This window comes from Stenotrophomonas sp. ZAC14D2_NAIMI4_6 (genome assembly GCF_003086875.1).
GTDB lineage: Bacteria > Pseudomonadota > Gammaproteobacteria > Xanthomonadales > Xanthomonadaceae > Stenotrophomonas.
The window spans coordinates 878296-895949 of the sequence record NZ_CP025996.1 but is presented as its reverse complement, the minus strand read 5'-3'; the positions used below and the strand labels follow the sequence as shown (position 1 = coordinate 895949).

General features: G+C 68.7%; 19 protein-coding genes. 11 read left to right on the top strand and 8 right to left on the bottom strand.

Annotation, left to right across the window (positions count from 1 at the left end):
* Window positions 1-10: 10 nt before the first annotated feature.
* The 4 genes from hemA (at window position 11) to ppk2 (ending at window position 4989) form a co-directional block, all read left to right on the top strand.
* A complete protein-coding gene (gene hemA, locus C1933_RS03880; RefSeq protein WP_108748631.1) occupies window positions 11-1294 on the top strand; it encodes a glutamyl-tRNA reductase in 1284 nt (427 codons plus the stop codon).
* Complete coding sequence (gene prfA, locus C1933_RS03875; protein ID WP_108752261.1) at window positions 1272-2354, top strand: peptide chain release factor 1; 1083 nt, start codon at window positions 1272-1274, stop codon at window positions 2352-2354. The genes hemA and prfA overlap by 23 nt, the downstream gene beginning before the upstream one ends.
* Window positions 2355-2359: 5 nt before the next feature.
* Window positions 2360-4063 carry a tetratricopeptide repeat protein gene (locus C1933_RS03870; protein ID WP_108752260.1) on the top strand — a complete coding sequence of 568 codons (1704 nt, stop codon included), beginning with the start codon at window positions 2360-2362 and terminating at the stop codon, window positions 4061-4063.
* 140 nt (window positions 4064-4203) lie between these two features.
* On the top strand, window positions 4204-4989 hold the full coding sequence (ppk2, locus tag C1933_RS03865) for a polyphosphate kinase 2 (protein ID WP_108752259.1): 786 nt from the start codon (window positions 4204-4206) through the stop codon (window positions 4987-4989).
* Window positions 4990-5049: 60 nt separating this feature from the next.
* Here the strand turns inward: ppk2 and C1933_RS03860 are convergent, their stop codons facing one another.
* A complete protein-coding gene (locus C1933_RS03860) occupies window positions 5050-5613 on the bottom strand; it encodes a TlpA disulfide reductase family protein (protein ID WP_108752258.1) in 564 nt (187 codons plus the stop codon).
* Window positions 5610-6884, bottom strand: coding sequence for a YihY family inner membrane protein (locus tag C1933_RS03855; RefSeq protein WP_108752257.1), 1275 nt, complete (start codon window positions 6882-6884; stop codon window positions 5610-5612). Before C1933_RS03855 ends, C1933_RS03860 begins: the two co-directional genes overlap by 4 nt.
* Window positions 6885-6961: 77 nt before the next feature.
* Here C1933_RS03855 and wrbA point away from each other — a divergent pair, with 77 nt between their 5' ends.
* From wrbA to C1933_RS03840, 3 genes are all read left to right on the top strand, one after another.
* Window positions 6962-7555, top strand: coding sequence for an NAD(P)H:quinone oxidoreductase (gene wrbA / locus C1933_RS03850; RefSeq protein ID WP_108752256.1), 594 nt, complete (start codon window positions 6962-6964; stop codon window positions 7553-7555).
* Complete coding sequence (locus C1933_RS03845) at window positions 7552-7887, top strand: DUF2069 domain-containing protein (RefSeq protein WP_108752255.1); 336 nt, start codon at window positions 7552-7554, stop codon at window positions 7885-7887. The genes wrbA and C1933_RS03845 overlap by 4 nt, the downstream gene beginning before the upstream one ends.
* A gap of 79 nt (window positions 7888-7966) precedes the next feature.
* Entirely contained in the window at window positions 7967-8452 is a 486-nt protein-coding gene (locus tag C1933_RS03840; RefSeq protein WP_108748623.1) for an asparaginase domain-containing protein, read from the top strand.
* 200 nt (window positions 8453-8652) lie between these two features.
* On the opposite strand, the gene C1933_RS03835 is transcribed toward C1933_RS03840, so the two are convergent.
* The 3 genes from C1933_RS03835 to sufT form a co-directional block, all read right to left on the bottom strand.
* Window positions 8653-10401 (bottom strand): S8 family peptidase, encoded by a 1749-nt coding sequence (locus tag C1933_RS03835; protein WP_108752254.1) that lies wholly within the window; start codon window positions 10399-10401, stop codon window positions 8653-8655.
* Between the two features lie 429 nt (window positions 10402-10830).
* The gene (locus tag C1933_RS03830) at window positions 10831-11925 is read right to left on the bottom strand and encodes a branched-chain amino acid aminotransferase (protein ID WP_108752253.1); all 1095 of its coding nucleotides are present in this window, start codon (window positions 11923-11925) and stop codon (window positions 10831-10833) included.
* 59 nt (window positions 11926-11984) lie between these two features.
* Window positions 11985-12536: a putative Fe-S cluster assembly protein SufT gene (sufT, locus tag C1933_RS03825; RefSeq protein WP_108748620.1), complete on the bottom strand. Its 552-nt coding sequence runs from the start codon at window positions 12534-12536 to the stop codon at window positions 11985-11987.
* A gap of 122 nt (window positions 12537-12658) precedes the next feature.
* On the opposite strand from sufT, the gene C1933_RS03820 reads away from it, so the two are divergent.
* A complete protein-coding gene (locus C1933_RS03820; RefSeq protein ID WP_108752252.1) occupies window positions 12659-13078 on the top strand; it encodes a hypothetical protein in 420 nt (139 codons plus the stop codon).
* A gap of 158 nt (window positions 13079-13236) precedes the next feature.
* Here the strand turns inward: C1933_RS03820 and C1933_RS03815 are convergent, their stop codons facing one another.
* Both C1933_RS03815 and C1933_RS03810 read right to left on the bottom strand, forming a co-directional pair.
* Complete coding sequence (locus tag C1933_RS03815) at window positions 13237-14697, bottom strand: NAD(P)(+) transhydrogenase (Re/Si-specific) subunit beta (RefSeq protein ID WP_108752251.1); 1461 nt, start codon at window positions 14695-14697, stop codon at window positions 13237-13239.
* Window positions 14694-15014, bottom strand: coding sequence for an NAD(P) transhydrogenase subunit alpha (locus tag C1933_RS03810; protein ID WP_108752250.1), 321 nt, complete (start codon window positions 15012-15014; stop codon window positions 14694-14696). Before C1933_RS03810 ends, C1933_RS03815 begins: the two co-directional genes overlap by 4 nt.
* A gap of 98 nt (window positions 15015-15112) precedes the next feature.
* Here C1933_RS03810 and C1933_RS03805 point away from each other — a divergent pair, with 98 nt between their 5' ends.
* From C1933_RS03805 to C1933_RS03795, 3 genes are read left to right on the top strand one after another with little or no spacing between them, the layout of a single operon-like run.
* Window positions 15113-15697 (top strand): RNA polymerase sigma factor, encoded by a 585-nt coding sequence (locus tag C1933_RS03805; RefSeq protein WP_108752249.1) that lies wholly within the window; start codon window positions 15113-15115, stop codon window positions 15695-15697.
* Complete coding sequence (locus C1933_RS03800; protein WP_108748615.1) at window positions 15694-16020, top strand: hypothetical protein; 327 nt, start codon at window positions 15694-15696, stop codon at window positions 16018-16020. Before C1933_RS03805 ends, C1933_RS03800 begins: the two co-directional genes overlap by 4 nt.
* 3 nt (window positions 16021-16023) lie before the next feature.
* Window positions 16024-16485, top strand: a complete 462-nt coding sequence (locus tag C1933_RS03795) for a DUF3106 domain-containing protein (protein WP_108752248.1) — start codon at window positions 16024-16026, stop codon at window positions 16483-16485.
* A gap of 66 nt (window positions 16486-16551) precedes the next feature.
* Here the strand turns inward: C1933_RS03795 and C1933_RS03790 are convergent, their stop codons facing one another.
* Window positions 16552-17631, bottom strand: coding sequence for an NAD(P) transhydrogenase subunit alpha (locus tag C1933_RS03790; RefSeq protein ID WP_108752247.1), 1080 nt, complete (start codon window positions 17629-17631; stop codon window positions 16552-16554).
* Between the last annotated feature and the right edge of the window lie 23 nt (window positions 17632-17654).

The following is a 17654-nucleotide window of genomic DNA, read 5'->3' as shown; positions in this document are numbered from 1 at the left end:
CAACTGAACAATGACCCTGTGGGTGCTCGGACTGAATCACCAGACCGCACCGGTGGAACTGCGCGAACGCGCAGCCTTCGCCGGTGAGGCGCTGCCGCGCGCGCTCGGTTCGCTGCGCGATACCCCGCAGATCGCCGAGGCGGTGCTGCTGTCCACCTGCAACCGCACTGAACTGTACGCGGTAGCCGATTCGGCGCAGGCGCTGGACCACTGGCTGCAGCAGCAGGCCGGCGATCTGCAGGGCTACCTGTACCAGCATGCCGACGCCGATGCCGTGCGCCATCTGTTCCGGGTCGCCACCGGGCTGGATTCCATGGTGCTGGGTGAACCACAGATCCTGGGCCAGGTGAAGGACGCCTGGTCCACCGCCCGCGATCACGGCCTGCTGGGCCAACGCCTGGACCGGTTGTTCCAGCAGACCTTCTCGGTGGCCAAGCGCGCCCGTACCGATACCCAGGTCGGCGCCAACCCGGTGTCGGTGGCCTCGGCGGCGGTACGCCTGGCGCAGAACGCGTTCGCGCGCCTGGATGAATCCACCGTGCTGCTGGTCGGCGCGGGCGAAACCATCGAACTGGCCGCCCGCCACCTGAGCGAAGGCAAGGTGAGGCGCCTGCTGATTGCCAACCGCACCCTGGCCCATGCCCAGGAACTGGCCAGCCGCCACGGCGGTGTGGCCCTGCCGCTGACCGAGCTGGAGCGCCACCTGGCCGAGGCCGACGTGGTGTTCTCGGCCACCGCCGCGCGTGAGCCGGTGATCCACCGCGCTGCCGTGGCCAATGCCCTGCGCGCGCGCCGGCACAAGCCGATGCTGCTGTTCGACCTGGCCGTGCCACGCGACATCGAAGCCGATGTCGCCACGCTGAACGACGCCTTCCTGTACACGGTGGACGATCTTGAGCGTGCGGTGGAAGACAACCGCCGCGGGCGCCGCGAGGCCGCCGCCGAGGCCGAGGCGATCATCGACCTGCAGGTATCGCGCTATGTGGAAACCCTGCAGGCCAGCGCCCACCAGGCGCCGCTGCGGCAGCTGCGCGCGTTCGGCGAAGCCACCCGCGCCGAACTGCTGGAGCGTGCGCGCCAGCAGCTGGCCAACGGCAAGTCGGCCGATGAAGTCCTGGAACTGCTGGCCCATGGCCTGACCAACCGCCTGCTGCACCCACCCACAGCGGCCCTGCGCGCGGCCGCACTCAGCGGCGATGCCGAGCTGACCCGCGCCGCGCAGCGCCTGTTCCCGGCAACGCCGGGCTACCACCATCCCCCCGTGAGACCCGATGACGCCGACCCTGCGCCGTAAGCTGGAAGCGCTGGCCGAGCGCCGCGAAGAACTGGAACGCCTGCTCGCCGAACCCGACGTGGTCGCCGACAATGCCCGTTTCCGCGATCTTTCGCGCGAATTCGCCCAACTGGAACCGATCGCCACCGCGCTGGCCGAAGAAGCCCGCGCCAAGGCCGACCTGACGGCCGCCGAGGGCATGCGCGCCGATCCGGACCTGCGCGAGCTGGCCGACGAAGAGATCGCCGCTGCCCAGGCCCGCCTGCAGGAACTGGAGCAGGAACTGGCGCTGCTGCTGGTGCCGCGCGACCCGCGCGACGACGGCAACCTGTTCCTGGAAGTGCGCGCTGGCACCGGCGGCGACGAAGCGGCAATCTTCGCCGGCGACCTGTTCCGCATGTACGCCCGCTATGCAGAGCGCCAGGGCTGGAAGGTCGAGATCGAATCGGACAGCCCCGGCGAACATGGCGGCTATAAGGAAGTGGTGGCCCGTGTGGTCGGCCGCGGTGCGTTCTCGCGCCTGAAGTTCGAATCGGGCACGCACCGCGTGCAGCGCGTGCCGGCCACCGAATCGCAGGGCCGCATCCATACCTCCGCGGCCACGGTGGCGATCATTCCCGAAGCGGACGAGGTGGATGAGATCGTCATCAACCCCGCCGACCTGAAGGTCGATACGTTCCGTTCGTCCGGTGCCGGCGGCCAGCACGTGAACAAGACCGAATCGGCCATCCGCATCACCCACGTGCCGACCGGCGTGGTGGTGGAATGCCAGACCGAGCGCAGCCAGCACGCCAACCGGGACAAGGCGATGAAGCGCCTGAAGGCACAGCTGCTGGATGCCGAACGCCAGCGCCAGGATGCCGCGCAGGCCGAATCACGCCGCTTGCAGGTGGGCAGCGGCGATCGCAGCCAGCGCATCCGCACCTACAACTTCCCGCAGGGCCGGATCACCGACCATCGCGTGGAAGGGCTGACCCTGTACGACCTGCCCAATGTGCTGGCGGGCGATCTGGACCCGCTGCTGCAGCGCCTGAGCCACGAGCACCAGGTGGACGCGCTGGCCCAGCTTTCGGCGGGCTGAGCACGGTGTCGGCCTGGCAGCAACGGCAGCAACTGCAGCAGGCGCTGGCCCGCCAGCCGGGCGATTTCGTTGCCTGGGTGATGTTGGCCGACGTGGAACTGGAAGCGGGCGACATCGCTGCCGGCGAACACGCCGCGCGGCGCGCACTGCAGCTGCGCCCCGACCACCCCGAAGCGCTGGCACGGCTGGGCCGCGTGGCCTGGATGGCCGGCGCCCATGCCGATGCAGCCACCCTGCTGCGCCAGGCATCCACGCTGGCGCCGCAGCATCCGGGCATTGCCCTGTGGCTGGGCCATGCGCTGGAAGATGCCAATGATGCCGAAGGCGCCGCCGAGGCCTATCGGCGCGCGCACACCCTGATGCCGGGCGAGCCTTACATTGCCGCCCAGCGCCTGGCTTGGCAGCGCCGCCTGTGCGATTGGCGCGATCTGGATGCGCTGGCCGCGCAGGTCCGCCGTGCGGTGGCCTCTGGCCAGGGCGTGGTTGAACCGTTTGCTTTCCTGAGCGAAGACGCCAGCGCGGCCGAACAGCTGGCCTGCGCGCGCAGCCGGGCCACGGCCGTGGCTGCCTCGGTACGGCCGCTGCCGCCGGCGCAGGTGCGGCAGCGCGGACCGCTACGCGTGGGTTTTCTTTCCAACGGCTTCGGTGCGCATCCGACCGGTCTGCTGACGGTGGCGCTGTTCGAGCAGCTGCGGGCCAATCCGGCACTGCAGCTGCATCTGTTTGCCCTGAACCGCGACGATGGCAGCCGCATCCGCCAGCGCCTGCAGGCGGCCACCACGCTGCATGACGTGGCCGGGCTGCGCCACGCCGAGACCGCCGCACGCATCCGCGCGCTGGGCATCGACCTGCTGTTCGACCTGCGCGGCTGGGGCGGCGGCGGCACGCCGGAAGTGCTGGCCATGCGCCCTGCCCCACTGCAGCTGAACTGGCTGGCGTATCCAGGCACGTCCGGTGCAGCGTGGCTGGATGCCGTGGTAGCCGATGGCTTCGCCCTGCCCGCTGCGCTGGAACCGCATTACAGCGAACGCGTGCTGCGCCTGCCGCGCGCGTTCCAGCCCTCGGACAACACCCGCGTTGTGGAACCGGCGCCCAGCCGCGCCGACTGCGGCCTGCCCGCACAGGGCGTGGTGTTCTGCTGCTTCAACAACAGTTACAAGCTCAATCCGCGCAGCATGGCGCGCGCCTTTGCCGTGTTGCAGGCGGTACCGGGCAGCGTGCTGTGGCTGCTGTCCGGGCCAGGCAAGGCCGATGCGCGCCTGCGCGATGCCGCACGTGCCGCGGGCGTGGACCCGTCGCGACTGGTGTTCATGGCCAAGCTCGCCCATCCCCAGTACCTGGCGCGCTACGCCCTGGCCGACCTGTTTCTGGACACCCATCCCTACAACGCACACACCACTGCATCAGATGCGTTGTGGGCCGGTTGTCCGGTGCTGACCTGCCCGGGCGAGACCTTCGCCGCACGCGTGGCCGGCAGCCTGAACCATCACCTGGGCCTGCAGGCCATGAACGTGGCCGACGATGCCGCCTTCGTGGCGACCGCCAGCGCGCTGGGCAACGACCCGTCGGCCCTGTCGGCGCTGCGCGCGCAGCTGGCGCAGGCGCGCGAGCGCAGCGGCGTGTTCGACATGGCCGGGTTTGCGTTGGATCTGTCCGCGTTGTTGCAGGCGCTGGCGCGTGAGCACGGCTGGACAGGCGTGGCTGGGTAGAGTCGACCGTTGGTCGACTGCCCTTCGCAGGGGCCCAGGAACAGCCCGCGCTGCGCGCGTTAGTCGACCAACGGTCGACTCTACCCCGGCGTCGACATCGGCTGCGCTAGGCTCGGGTTTCCTTCCCGCGTGGTGCACCCATGGGCAAGCTGAAACGCAAGGACTACGACGCACTGCTGCAGCCGCTGCAGCTGGAACTGACGGCGATGGCGCGCTGGGTACAGCACACGGGGCAGCGCCTGCTGGTGCTGTTCGAGGGCCGCGATACCGCCGGCAAGGGGGGGGCGATCCAGGCGATCAGCCAGCACCTGAACCCCCGCCAGTGCCGGGTGGTGGCCCTGCCCAAGCCGACCGACCGCGAAGCCACCCAGTGGTATTTCCAGCGTTACGCCAGCCATCTTCCTGCCGCAGGCGAGATCGTGCTGATGGACCGCAGCTGGTACAACCGTGCTGGCGTGGAACGGGTGATGGGCTACTGCAGCGAGAGCGAGTACCAGCGCTTCCTGCGCCAGGCACCGGTGTTCGAGCAGTTGCTGGTGGATGAAGGCATCCTGCTGTTCAAGTACTGGCTGTGCGTGGACCAGGCCCAGCAGGAAAAGCGCTTCGCCGAGCGGCACGTGGATCCGCTGAAGGGCTGGAAGCTGTCACCGGTGGATCTGAAATCGCGCAGCAAGTACAGCGCGTATACCGAGGCGCGCGAGGCGATGCTGCGGGCGACGCACCGCGAGCAGGCGCCGTGGACCCTGGTGGATTTCAACGACCAGCGGCTGGGGCGGTTGACCCTGGTGCGCAACCTGCTGGACCGGCTGCCGGACACGCGGGTGGATGCACCACTGCCGGAACTGCCGGCGCTGAAAGGCAAGCTGCACCGCGAGCACTACGACGTGCTGAAGCCGATCGAAGAGTTCCCGGTTGAGGATCGGTAGATCCACGCCGTGCGTGGATGATCCGACCCCGCCGTATCTTCAGTCGACCAACGGTCGACTCTACCGGGCTGCGGCGATCTGCTGTTCGATGTCGGCGGCGGTGACCGGGCCCAGGAAGGTGTGCGCGAGCTTGCCATCGGGGGCGATCAGGTGGGTGAGCGGCAGCCCGCGCGGAATGGCGAAATCGGCGGGCGGGTCGAAGGGATCGACCACCACGATCGGATAGGTCACCGGATGCTTGCCCAGGAACGCCTGCATCTCCGGCACTTCGATTTCTTCGTAGGCCAACCCCACCACTTCGATGTTGTTGCGCATGGCGTGGAGCGCTGACAGCTCCGGCATTTCCTTGCGGCAGGGCGCACACCAGGTCGCCCAGAAGTTCACCACCACCCACTTGCCGCGATGGGCGGCCAGGTCGTAGTCGCTGCCGTCCACCGCCTTCATCTTCAGGGTGGGAAATTCGGCCGTGGTGCGCTCGGCCGGGGTCTCTTCAACCGGCGCCGGTGCGGCCGGGGTGGGCGCCTGCGCCGGCGGCGCGCTGCTGGAGGGCGCCGGTTCCTGTGCCGGCTTGCAGGCCGCCAGGGCCAGCAGCAGGGCCAGCAACAACGGGGTCTTGTGCATCATGGGGTGTCTCCGGGAGCGGAATAGATATCGCTGACGCGCCGCTTCAAGCGCTCGCGCAGCGGCAGGCGAAGTTCGTCCAGCGCCGCCAGCGCGGCCTGGCCCAGACTGTCGTCGCGGTAAGGCAGGTGCTGCTCGGCCACCGGAATGCGCAGTTGGGTGCATTCGTACAGATCGGCCAGGCTGACCTGTTCCAGGTCACGCGCCAGCAGCCACTCGCCACGCTCATCGCGGCGCAGCAGGCCGATGTCCTGCAGGTTGCAGACCAGGTCCTGCAGCAGCGAGTCGGTCAGCATCGGCTCCATGCGCAGGATTTCATCGTCATCCAGCCCCTTGCCGGCGGCGCGCGCGTAATGGAAGCGGCCGAGCAGGCGCAGCAGGCCATAGAACTCGTAGCCCTGCGGCAACCGCAGTTCCACCGGCTGGTAGCGGAAGGCGGCCATGGACGAGGCCAGCGAAGCGCCCAGCAGCACGGCCACCCAGCACAGGTAGATCCACAGCAGCAGGATCGGCACGAAGGCCACGGTGCCATACAGCTTCTGGTACGACTGGAAACTGCCCAGGTAGGCACCGATGCCCCACTTCACCAGTTCCAGCATCACCGCGGCCAGCACGGCGCCGGGAATCGCGTGGCGCCACTTCACCGTGTGGTGCGGCACCACGCGGTAGACCAGCATGATGCAGATGAATTCGATCAGTACCGGCGCCAGCCGCAGGCCCAGATCGGCCAGCCAGCGCCCTTCCTGGGTGCCGAACAGCGGCAGCGCCAGCACCCGCGCCGACACCGCCAGCGACGCTGCCGCCAGCATCGCGCCCAGGGTCAGCACGGTCCAGTACACCAGGAAGCGGGTGAGCTTGGGCCGGGTCGAGCCGACCCGCCAGATCTGGTTGAAGGTTTCTTCCACGCTGTTGAGCGTGATCAGCAGCGACACCACCAGGGCGATGAAGCCGGCAGCGGTGAGCTGGCCGGCACTGGCCGAGAACTGCCGCAGATAGCCTTCGGCCGCACGCGCGGCGCTGGGCACGAAGTTGGAGAACACGTAGTCGCTGAGCTGGTCGCTCCAGCGGTCGAAGACCGGGAAGGCCGACAGCACGCCGAATACGACAATTGCCAGCGGCACCAGCGCGAACACGGTGGTGTAGGCCAGCGCGGCGGCGGCCTGGAACAGGCGGTCGTCGAGAAAGCGCCGCCACAGGAAGCGGCCGAAGCTGGCGGTCCGTGCGCGATCCCGCGCGCGCTCCATCCACAGGTTGAGCGTATCCAGAGGTTCCATCGGCGCAAGGGTACCCGATGCGGAATGCGTGCAGGATAGCCATACTGGCGTCCACACGATGAGGAGACCTGGGCACGATGGGCGAAATCCTGGTGCTGTACTACAGCCGCGGCGGTTCGGTGGCACGGCTGGCGCGCCAGATCGCGCGCGGTATCGGCGAAGTGCCGGGCATGAGCGCGCGCCTGCGCACGGTGCCGCCGGTGGCCGCCGTGACCCAGACCGCGCAGCCCCCGGTGCCCGATGAAGGCGCCCCGTATGTCAGCGTGCAGGACCTGGCCGAATGCCAGGGCGTGCTGCTGGGCAGCCCCACCCGCTTCGGCAACATGGCCGCGCCGGTCAAGCATTTCCTGGATGGGCTGGGCGCCGAATGGGTGAACGGCACGCTGGCCGGCAAGCCGGCGGGGGTGTTTACCTCCACCGCGTCGATGCACGGCGGCCAGGAATCGACCCTGCTGTCGATGCAACTGCCGCTGCTGCACCACGGCTGCCTGATCGTGGGCATCCCCTTCACCGAGCCGGCGCTGAGCCACACCACCAGTGGCGGTACGCCCTACGGTGCCAGCCACGTGGCCGGCGCCGCCGATGACCCGCAGCCCAGCGAAGATGAAGCCCTGCTGGCGCGGGCGCTGGGCCGGCGCGTGGCCGATATCGCGCAGCGCCTGGCCCGATGAACCGCGCGCCCCATACCGTGCTGCTGCTGGCGCTGCTGGGCCTGGCCGCGCTGTTCGTGGGCTGGTTCATCAATGACAAGCACTGGCTGGCGACCCAGCTGGTGTTCACCGCACCACCGCTGGCGTTGGCCATCGCCCTGCGCCTGGGCTGGCGCAAGGCCGGCTTCTGGGCCTCGGTGCTGGCGCTGGGCTGGTTCAGCCACGGCGTGATGAGCGCCTGGAGCCACCCGCAGACCCGCGCGCTGGCCCTGATCGAAGTGGCGCTGGCGCTGCTGGTGATCTTCTCCGCCAGCCTGCCCGGCCTGCGGGCCCGCTTCAGCAAGCGGCGCTGACGCTGCGCCCGCCGGGCCGTATCATCTGTGTTCCCGGCCCCGCGCCGCTGTACCTGTCCTGGTTTCGCGCATGCACATGATGGAAGAACTCCTGGTCGTCACCACCGGTGGCACGATCGACAAGATCTACTTCGACGACAAGTCGGACTACCAGATCGGCGACCCGCAGATCGGCATGATCCTGCGCGAGCTGGGGGTGACCTTCCGTTTCAATGTGATTCCGATCCTGCGCAAGGATTCGCTGCACATCAACGATGAGGACCGTGAGCTGATCCGGGCCACCATCGCCGCGCAGCCGACCCGCCACGTGCTGGTCACCCACGGCACCGATTCGATGGTGCAGACCGGCAAGGTGCTGTCGACCATCGCCGACAAGACCATCGTGATGACCGGTGCGCTCAGCCCGGCGCGCTTCCGCGGTTCGGATGCCGAATTCAACATCGGCTGTGCCATCGGCGCGGTGCAGTCGCTGCCGTCGGGCGTGTACATCGCCATGAACGGGCGCATCTTCGATCCGCAGCACGTGCGCAAGAACGTGGCCGCCAACCGCTTCGAATCGGTCTGAGGTTCCACGGCGCGCTGTCGCGCGGATGGATTCGGCGTTTCGGTTGCTGCTGGGTTGAGGGGATGATCCCCTCCTGACAGATCGCCGCGTGCGGCCAGCAGGAGCAAGTACCTTGCACGGCGACGCTTTGATGCAGCCGCCGCCCATGAAAAAAACACCCCGGCCGAAGCCGGGGCGTGCCCTTGGAGAGGGACTTGGGCTCAGTACTGGGCGTTGAGGGTCAGGCCCGAGAAGGTGCTGTAGGCCTTCACCCGCACGTGCCAGGTCCCAGCGGCCGGGCTGTTCACGGTGCAGGTCTCGTTGTTGCCGCTCAGGTACGGGCGGCAGGTGTAGGTGGTATCGGTCGGGGCGCTGCCCTGGCGGATGTACAGATCGGCATCACCGCTGCCACCGCTGATGGCCACGCGCAGCTGGCTGCTGCCGGCCGGCACCTGCACGGTGTAGCTGAGCGAGGCGCCGCTGGACGCGCCCAGGCCGGTCACCGGCACATTGTTCTGCAGCACGGTGCCACCCGGTTCCGGGGTGGTGCCACCACCGCCGTTGATGGCGGCCGTGACCGCTGCATCGGCGTCGACGATGCCCGCACCGCAACCGCCGGAGCAGGCACCCGGAAGCGCGCGCGCGGTGCTCTTCAGGATGCTTTCCACCTGCGCCGGGCTGAGCGGGCTCGGTGCCACCGACTGCATCAGCGCGACCACGCCGGCCACGTGCGGTGCCGCCATCGAGGTGCCGTTGTACGAGGCATAGCTGGCGCTGGCCGGCACGGTGGTGCCGGTGTTGAGGGTGGACAGGATGTTGGCACCCGGTGCCGACACGTCGATGCCGGTGCCGTAGTTGGAGAAGCTGGCGCGGGCGCCGGCCGAGGTGGTGGCGGCCACCGCGATCACGTTCGGGCAGTTGGCCGGCACGGCCGAGGACACGTTGGTGTTGCTGTTGCCGGCGGCGACCACCACGGTGGTGCCACGGCCAACCGCACCGTTGATTGCATTCTGGTAGGTGGTGGAGCAGCTGCCGCTGCCACCCAGCGACATGTTGATCACTTCGGCCGGGTTGGCGTTGGCGGGCACGCCGCTGACGGTGCCACCGGAGGCCCAGACGATCGCGTCGGCGATGTCGGAGGTGTAGCCGCCGCACTTGCCCAGCACGCGCACCGGCACGACCTTGGCGTTGAAGGCGGTACCGGCCACGCCGGTGCTGTTGTTGGTCACCGCAGCGATGGTGCCGGCCACGTGGGTACCGTGCCAGCTGGAGTTGGAGGCCGGGTAGCCGGTGCCACATTCGTTGGCGGCGTACCAGTCGCCTTCGTCGTTCGGGTTGCTGTCACGGCCACCGCCATCGCGGGCCATGGCGGCATCGCTGATGAAGTCATAGCCGGGCAGGATGTTGGCGTTCAGATCCGGATGGTTGGTGATGCCGGTGTCGATCACCGCCACGACCACGCCGGTGCCGGTGGCCTTGTCCCAGGCCGGGCGGACATTGATCGAGGCGTTGGAGGTGCCGAAGCCCCACTGTTCGCTCAGGCGGGCGTCGTTGGGCACCAGGGTCGGCCGCATGATCTGGTCGACTTCCACGTATTCCACGTTCGGGTCGGCGGCGAGCTTGCGCATCAGCAGCTCGGATTCGGCCTGGTCCAGCGCGCGGTCGGTCTTGACCACGGTCGGGCCGATGGCCAGCTTGCGGACTTCCTGCAGGCCCAGGGCGCGGCCCTGGCTGCTGGACAGACCGGCCGCAGCGGTCTTCAGGGACGAGGCCAGTGCGGTGGTGTTGGCCACCGGGGCACTGCCTTCACGGTACTTCACGATGAAACGCTGGTGCGTCGGGGCGGACTGCAGGCCGCTGAGCTGGACGTCACCGGCGAAGGCCGGGGCGGCCAGCAGCAGGGAGGTGACAACAGACGCACTGAGAACCACCCACGACTTGCGCGCACGCAGATGCGAAACCTGGGACATCGGAATTTCCCTTTCTAGTGGTGTGAATGCCGGAATCGGCAGAAGCACCGGCGCGAGCGCTTGGCAAGGAACGAGGGCGCGGCTCGGCGTCCGGTGAGCCAGCGGATTCCCCTGTCGATCCGCTGTCAGATGACGCTAAAGGCTCGATCCGGACACCACAAGATTTTCAGTGTCTTTTCAGCAACATGAAATGTCTGTTCTGAGACTTTCCGTGTGGAGGGTTTGTGAAGGTGAAGGAACTTTCACGTCACGTGCACGGACATGACTGGGACTTTCGCTGTCCCGGGATGTCTTTGCCGACATCGGCACCTGTGGTGCCGGGATGGGTCGCCACAATGCAGAAAGCCCGTCGCGAGGACGGGCTTTGCTGGGAAACCAGGCAACAGAGCAGTCGAGCATGGCTCGACTCTACAAACGCGCTGAGGGCGATCAGCCCAGCTTGACCAGCCAGTTGTGGCGGTCCGGCAGGCGGCCGTACTGGATGTCGGTCAGTTCCTGGCGCAGCGACATGGTGACTTCGCCGGCCGGTGCGTTGATGTCGCCCACCGAGAAGCCTTCGCCCTTCAGCTGGCCGATCGGGGTGACCACCGCGGCGGTGCCGCAGGCGAACACTTCGGCGATCTCGCCCGAGGCCACGCCCTGCTTCCACTCATCGATGGTGACCTTGCGCTCTTCGACCTTCATGCCACGGTCGCGCGCCAGCTGCAGGATGCTTTCGCGGGTGATGCCTTCCAGGATGCTGCCGGACAGTTCCGGGGTGACCAGGGTGCCGTCCTTGTAGACCAGGAAGACATTCATGCCGCCCAGTTCTTCCAGGTACTTGCCTTCCACCGGGTCCAGGAACAGCACCTGCGAACAGCCCTGCGCCTGCGCCTTCTGCTGCGGCAGCAGCGAAGCGGCGTAGTTGCCGCCGCACTTGGCCGCACCGGTGCCGCCCTTGGCCGCACGCGCGTATTCGGTGGACAGCCAGATCGAGACCGGGGCAACGCCCTTGGCGAAGTACGGGCCGGCCGGGCTGGCGATGACGTAGTAGCCGGCCTTGTGCGCGCCGCGCACGCCGAGGAAGGCTTCGTCGCCGATCATGAACGGACGGAAGTACAGGCTGGATTCGTCGGCCGACGGCACCCAGTCCTTGTCCAGCGCGATCAGCTGCTTCAGCGATTCAACGAAGATCTCCACCGGCAGTTCCGGCAGCGCCAGGCGCTGGGCCGAGCGCTGCAGGCGACGGCCGTTGGCATCCGGGCGGAAGGTCCAGATGGAACCGTCGGCATGGCGGTAGGCCTTGATGCCTTCGAAGATTTCCTGGCCGTAGTGCAGCACGGCGGCGGCCGGGTCCAGCTGCAGCGGGCCGTAGGCACGCACGTTGGCGTTGTGCCAGCCGGCATCCTTGTCCCAGCGCACTTCCACCATGTGGTCGGTGAAGTGCAGGCCGAAGCCCGGCTTCTCCAGGATCTGGGCGCGCTCTTCAGCGCTGCGCGGGTGGTCCGAACGGGTGACGGCGAAGCTGGGGATGGACTGGGACACCGGAGGATTCCTGTTCTGGTTGCGGGTAATGCCGGCCCCGCCAGTTGCGGGACCGTGGGTCAAAGCATGCCGGTTTCGAGCCGCGCAGCCTCGGACATCATGTGCTGGTTCCACGGCGGGTCGAACACCAGCTCGACGTCGGCCTGGGCCACCGTCGGGATCATTTCGAGCTTGCTGCGCACATCGTCCACCAGGATGTCACCCATGCCGCAGGCCGGCGCGGTCAGCGTCATCTTCACGTCGATCTCGCGCTGGCCTTCGTCCAGGTGCTTGATCTCCACTTCGTAGACCAGGCCCAGTTCGACGATGTTGACCGGAATTTCCGGGTCGAAGCAGGTGCGCAGCTGCTGCCACACCAGTTGTTCGACCTGCTCGTCGGTGGCGTCGTCGGGCAGCTCCAGCGGCGCCGGCGCCTCTTTGCCGATGGCGTCGCCGTCCTTGCCGGCGATGCGGAACAGATTGCCTTCGACAAACACCGAATAACTGCCGCCCAGCGCCTGGGTGATGTACCCATAGCTGCCGGCAGGCAGGGTGACGGTGTCGCCCTGCGGGACCATCACGGCCTCGCAGTCGCGTTCGAAGTGGACAGGTTCGCTGCTACGGGAATACATGGGGATCGATATGGGGCCGCGGACCGGGCCGCGCAAGCCTGCATTCTACCCCGCCCGCCCCACCGACGCCGGTGCGCTGCGGCAAACCACAGTATCCTGTGGCTGACCTTCAGGAAGCTTCGATGTCCTCCAATGCCACACGTGCCAGGACCGTGACCTGGCTTTGGCCCTTCATGCTGCTGCTGGGCCTGCTTGTTGCTCCCATGGCCTGGGTGCTGCTGGCCCTGATGACCGGCCGCCAGGTCGGCTGGATGGCGGTGGTGACCGCGCTGGAACTGGTGTTCATGCTGCGCCTGGGCACGCTGGGCCCGGGCCGGCTGCGCATTGCCCTGGTGGTGCTGGGCACGCTGCTGGTGAGCGCAGTGGCGTACTGGAGCATTGCCAGTGCGTGGATGGGTGGCTCGATCGGGCTGAACCCGATGGATGCCTCGCTGCGGATGGGCCCGCACCTGGCCTGGACCCTGACCAACCTGGCCAACGGGGCGATGGAATGGATCTGGCTGGCAGTGGGCGTGGTGGTCGGCGCCTGGCTGGCGCGCTGAGCGCGCCGATGGCTGCGCGGCAGGAGCGTGCGGACCAAGGTCCGCACCTACCGGGAACACCCGGGTAGATCCACGCCATGCGTGGATGCGGGGGTGCCGGCTGCTGCCCGCCAGGCGCGTGCGGACCAAGGTCCGCACCTACCGGGTGCAACCTCCGCTCAATGGCCGCCGTCGAGGGCCTTCAATTCGCTGACCAAGGCGGCGGCGGCTTCGGCGCCATCGCCGTACAGCATGCGCGTGTTGTCGGCATAGAACAGGGCGTTTTCAATGCCGGCAAAGCCGGTGCCCTTGCCGCGCTTGATCACCACCACGTTGCGCGCGTTCACCACGTCCAGCACCGGCATGCCGTAGATCGGGCTGGCCGGGTCGGTGCGGGCCACCGGGTTGACCACGTCGTTGGCGCCGATCACCAGCACCACGTCGGTGGTGGCGAATTCGGGGTTTATGTCGTCCATGTCGGCGATCAGGTCGTAGGGCACGCCGGCTTCGGCCAGCAGCACGTTCATGTGCCCGGGCATGCGCCCCGCCACCGGGTGGATGGCGAACTTCACCTTCACCCCGCGCTGTCCCAGCCGCTGCGCCAGTTCCCAGATCTTGTGCTGGGCCTGGGCCACGGCCATGCCGTAGCCGGGCACGACCACCGCGCGTTCGGCGAAGGCCATCATCGCGGCCACGTCGGCCGCATCGATCGGCTTCTGCGACCCGCTGATCGCCTGCGCTTCGCCCGCCGCACCGCCGCCGAAGTTGGAGAACAGCACGTTGCGGATCGGCCGGTTCATCGCCTTGGCCATCAGCCGGGTCAGCAGGATGCCGGCCGCGCCGACCATCATGCCGGCGATGATCAGTGCCTCGTTGCCCAGCACATAGCCTTCGAAGGACACCGCCAGGCCGGTGAAGGCGTTGTACAGCGAGATGACCACCGGCATGTCGGCGCCACCGATCGGTAAGGTCATCAGCACGCCCAGGGCCAGCGCCAGCACGAAGAAGCCGACGATGGCCCAGGTGCTGAGCGTGCTGGCGGCAATGATGCCCAGCACCACCACGGCCAGCGCCACCAGCAGGTTCAGCACCTGCTGGCCGGGCCAGGTCACCCGCTTGTCCAGGCGGCCATCCAGCTTGGCCCAGGCGATGACCGAACCGGACAGCGACACCGCACCGATGGCCGCGCCGACCACCGCCAGCAGCAGCACGGTGGCCGAAGGCTGGCGCGCAGCCAGGTCGGCCAGCGCCTGCGCGCTCCAGTGGCGGGTATCGCGGTGGGCCAGGAAGGCGTAGCGCAGCAATTCCACCGCGCCGATGGCCGCCGCCGAACCGCCGCCCATGCCGTTGTACAGCGCCACCATCTGCGGCATGTCGGTCACGGCCACCTTGCCGGCCGACCACCACGCCAGGCCCGCGCCCAGCAGCAGCGCCACCAGGATCAGCGGCACGTTGTGCAGTTCGGGCAGGAAGAAGGTGGCCGCGGTGGCCAGCAGCATGCCCAGCCCGGCCCAGCGGATGCCGCTGCGCGCGGTGAGCGGCGAGGCCATGCGCTGCAGGCCGAGCAGGAACAGGGTGGCGGCCACCAGGTAACTGGCCTTGACCAGCCAATCGAGCAGTTCAACCGTGCTGATGTTCACGCCTGCGGCTCCTTGGCTGCATCCTTGCCGGCCTTGGGCGCGCTGGGCTTGAACATTTCCAGCATGCGCGCGGTCACCACGTAGCCACCGGCGGCATTGCCCGCCCCCAGCACCACGGCCAGGAAGCCCAGCGCCTTTTCCAGCGGTGTCTGTGCGTGGCCCAGCACCACCATGGCGCCGATCAGCACGATGCCGTGGATGAAGTTGGAACCCGACATCAGCGGGGTATGCAGGATGACCGGCACCCGCGAAATGATCACGTGGCCGGCAATGGCGGCCAGCATGAAGATGTACAGCGCCACGAACCCGTCACTCATCGGCAACGCCTCCCGCTCTGTCTTCGTCGCCCCATCATAACCACGGGCTGAACCCGGTGCGCGGCCCGGTCAACCACGGGCGCGCTCACGCGTTGTCGATGGTGACCGTGAGCGAGGAACCGTACCCTGTGCTGGTGAGCAGCCCTCTTCCCCCGACCGCTGACAGCGAGGCCTTGCCGGCGTCGCTGGAGGCGTTCCTGGCCGGCGTCGGCCCGCGCGCGTTCCGCTTCGCCGAAGCCGGCCTGCGCCAGCGCGACGATGCGCTGGATGCCGTGCAGGATGCGCTGATGCGCATGCTGGACTACGCCGACAAGCCGGCCGCCGAGTGGGCGCCGCTGTTCTGGAGCATCCTGCGCCGGCGGGTGATCGACATGCAGCGGCGACGCCGCTTCCGCCTGCCGTTCTGGCGCGACAACCAGGACGCCGACGGCGGCGAGATCGACTGGGCCGACCCCGGCCCGGACCCGGCGCAGGCGCACGAGCAGCGCCAGCAGTACCAGCAGCTGGTGCAGGCACTGCGCACCCTGCCCGCCCGCCAGCGCGAAGCCTTCACCCTGCGCGTGCTGCAGGACCTGGACGGCGCCACCACCGCGCGCGCCATGGGCTGCAGCGAAGGTGCCGTCAAAACCCATCTGGCACGCGCCCGACAGGCGCTGCAGGACCATCTGGAGATCGACCCGTGAACCGCTCCCTGCCTTCCGACGACGCCCTGCGCAGCCTGCACGGGCACGCGCTGCAGTCGCTTTCCCCGGCCACCCTGGCGCGGCTGCGCCAGGCCCGGCACGGTGCTGCAGGGGCGCGCCGCGACCGTGGCCGCTGGTGGCTGGCCACCGCGTGTTCGCTGGTGGTTGCGCTGGGCATCGGCGTGCAGTTCACCGGTACCGCCCCGCATACTGCGCCGGTGGCGCCGCCTGCCGTGGCCGCGGTGGACGACAACGGCGCGCTGTACGACGAGAATCCCGATCTGTACCTGTGGCTGGGCGACACCGACCTGGCGATGGAGTGAACCATGCTGCGAGTTTCAACCCTGCCGATCCTGATCGCCCTGGCCGTGCTGCCGGCCGCGCCAGCGTTGGCCCAGTCCTCCGCACCGGCCGCGCCGGCGCGCGTGGCACCCGCTGCGCCGCTGCCGGCGTGGGAACAGCTGAGTCCGGCCCAGCGTGAGGCCCTGCTGGCGCCACTGCGCGACCGCTGGAACGGCGCCGACGCCGCGCAGCGCCAGCGCATGCTGTCGCACGGCCAGCGCTGGCAGTCGATGAGCCCGGAAGAACGTGACAAGGCGCGGCGCGGGTTGCGCCGCTTCGAGCACATGAGCCCGGAACAGCGCGAGCAGGCCCGCGCCCTGTTTGGGCAGATGCGCCAGCTGAGCCCGGCCCAGCGCGATGCGCTGCGCGAGCGCTGGTCGCAGATGACGCCCGAGCAGCGCAGCGACTGGGTGCGCGACAACCCGCCGCCGGCCAGGCCGCGGTAAGACGCCGGGAACGGGGTCAGAGCCCTTAGCTGGCGCAAAGGGATCCGACCCCTGACCCCGCGCGGTTCACGGCTGCCAGCGCGTTTTCGCCAGCAGTTCGTCGTCCCAATCGAACGCGACCTGTCCTTCGCGCACGAACAGCGCCACGAAGTTCAGCAGGTTGCGCGCATACATCTCGCTGGCCTGGGTGGCGCCGCGACTGGCCAGGTGCAGCGGCCCGTCGATCACCACGCCGTGGTGTTCGATGCATTGGCCAGGCTGGGTCAGTGCACAGTTGCCGCCACTTTCGGCGGCCAGGTCGACAATCACGCTGCCCGGCGCCATGCCTTCGACCATGGCCGCAGTGACGATCGTCGGCGCCGGTCGCCCCGGCACCGCGGCGGTACAGATCACCACGTCCACGCTGCGCAGGTGCTCGCCCAGCCGCCGCTGCTGTTCGGCGCGCTCCTCGTCGGTCAGCGCGCGCGCATAACCGCCCTCGCCCACCGCGCTCACGCCCAGGTCAAGGAAACGCGCGCCCAGCGACTGGATCTGCTCGCGGGTTTCCGGCCGCACATCGAAGCCTTCCACCTGTGCGCCCAGACGGCGCACGGTGGCAATGGCCTGCAGCCCGGCCACGCCGGCGCCGATCACCAGCACCTTGGCCGGCCGCACCGTGCCGGCGGCGGTGGTCAGCATCGGGAAGAAGCGTGGCGCGCGATCGGCGGCGATCAACGCCGCCTTGTAGCCGGCCATGCCGGCCTGCGAACTGAGTACGTCCATGGCCTGCGCACGGGTGGTGCGCGGCAGTTGCTGCAGCGGGAACAGCCGCAGGCGGTCGTCGGCCACCAGCGCAGCCAGGGCGGGATCGGCCGCCGGCGCGAGCAGGCCGACCACGCTGGCACCGGGCTTGAGCAGGTTCAACTGCGCCGCGGGCGGATTCTGCACGCACAGCAGGATGTCGATCTCGGGCCAGCGCGCCGCGTCGAACGCGCGTGCGCCGGCATCGTCATAGGCGGCATCAGGGAAACCGGCAGCCAGGCCGGCGCCGGCTTCGTACCAGACGGTGATGCCCAGTGCGCCCAGCTTCTTCGCCGTTTCCGGCGTCAGCGCCACGCGCCGTTCGCCCGGCGCGGTCTCCTTCATCCCCAGCAACGCCACGGCCATGCAGGTCCCCGCTGATCGGTGAG

Bases quoted from the DNA above. Each gene is read 5' to 3' on its own strand.
- C1933_RS03805 (WP_108752249.1), top strand. From the start codon at position 15,113: ATGGTGACCGTGAGCGAGGAACCGTACCCTGTGCTGGTGAGCAGCCCT.
- C1933_RS03855 (WP_108752257.1), bottom strand. From the start codon at position 6,884: ATGGAACCTCTGGATACGCTCAACCTGTGGATGGAGCGCGCGCGGGAT.
- C1933_RS03795 (WP_108752248.1), top strand. From the start codon at position 16,024: ATGCTGCGAGTTTCAACCCTGCCGATCCTGATCGCCCTGGCCGTGCTG.
- C1933_RS03820 (WP_108752252.1), top strand. From the start codon at position 12,659: ATGTCCTCCAATGCCACACGTGCCAGGACCGTGACCTGGCTTTGGCCC.
- C1933_RS03845 (WP_108752255.1), top strand. From the start codon at position 7,552: ATGAACCGCGCGCCCCATACCGTGCTGCTGCTGGCGCTGCTGGGCCTG.
- sufT (WP_108748620.1), bottom strand. From the start codon at position 12,536: ATGTATTCCCGTAGCAGCGAACCTGTCCACTTCGAACGCGACTGCGAG.
- C1933_RS03840 (WP_108748623.1), top strand. From the start codon at position 7,967: ATGGAAGAACTCCTGGTCGTCACCACCGGTGGCACGATCGACAAGATC.
- prfA (WP_108752261.1), top strand. From the start codon at position 1,272: ATGACGCCGACCCTGCGCCGTAAGCTGGAAGCGCTGGCCGAGCGCCGC.
- C1933_RS03810 (WP_108752250.1), bottom strand. From the start codon at position 15,014: ATGAGTGACGGGTTCGTGGCGCTGTACATCTTCATGCTGGCCGCCATT.
- C1933_RS03835 (WP_108752254.1), bottom strand. From the start codon at position 10,401: ATGTCCCAGGTTTCGCATCTGCGTGCGCGCAAGTCGTGGGTGGTTCTC.
- wrbA (WP_108752256.1), top strand. From the start codon at position 6,962: ATGGGCGAAATCCTGGTGCTGTACTACAGCCGCGGCGGTTCGGTGGCA.
- C1933_RS03790 (WP_108752247.1), bottom strand. From the start codon at position 17,631: ATGGCCGTGGCGTTGCTGGGGATGAAGGAGACCGCGCCGGGCGAACGG.
- hemA (WP_108748631.1), top strand. From the start codon at position 11: ATGACCCTGTGGGTGCTCGGACTGAATCACCAGACCGCACCGGTGGAA.
- ppk2 (WP_108752259.1), top strand. From the start codon at position 4,204: ATGGGCAAGCTGAAACGCAAGGACTACGACGCACTGCTGCAGCCGCTG.
- C1933_RS03860 (WP_108752258.1), bottom strand. From the start codon at position 5,613: ATGATGCACAAGACCCCGTTGTTGCTGGCCCTGCTGCTGGCCCTGGCG.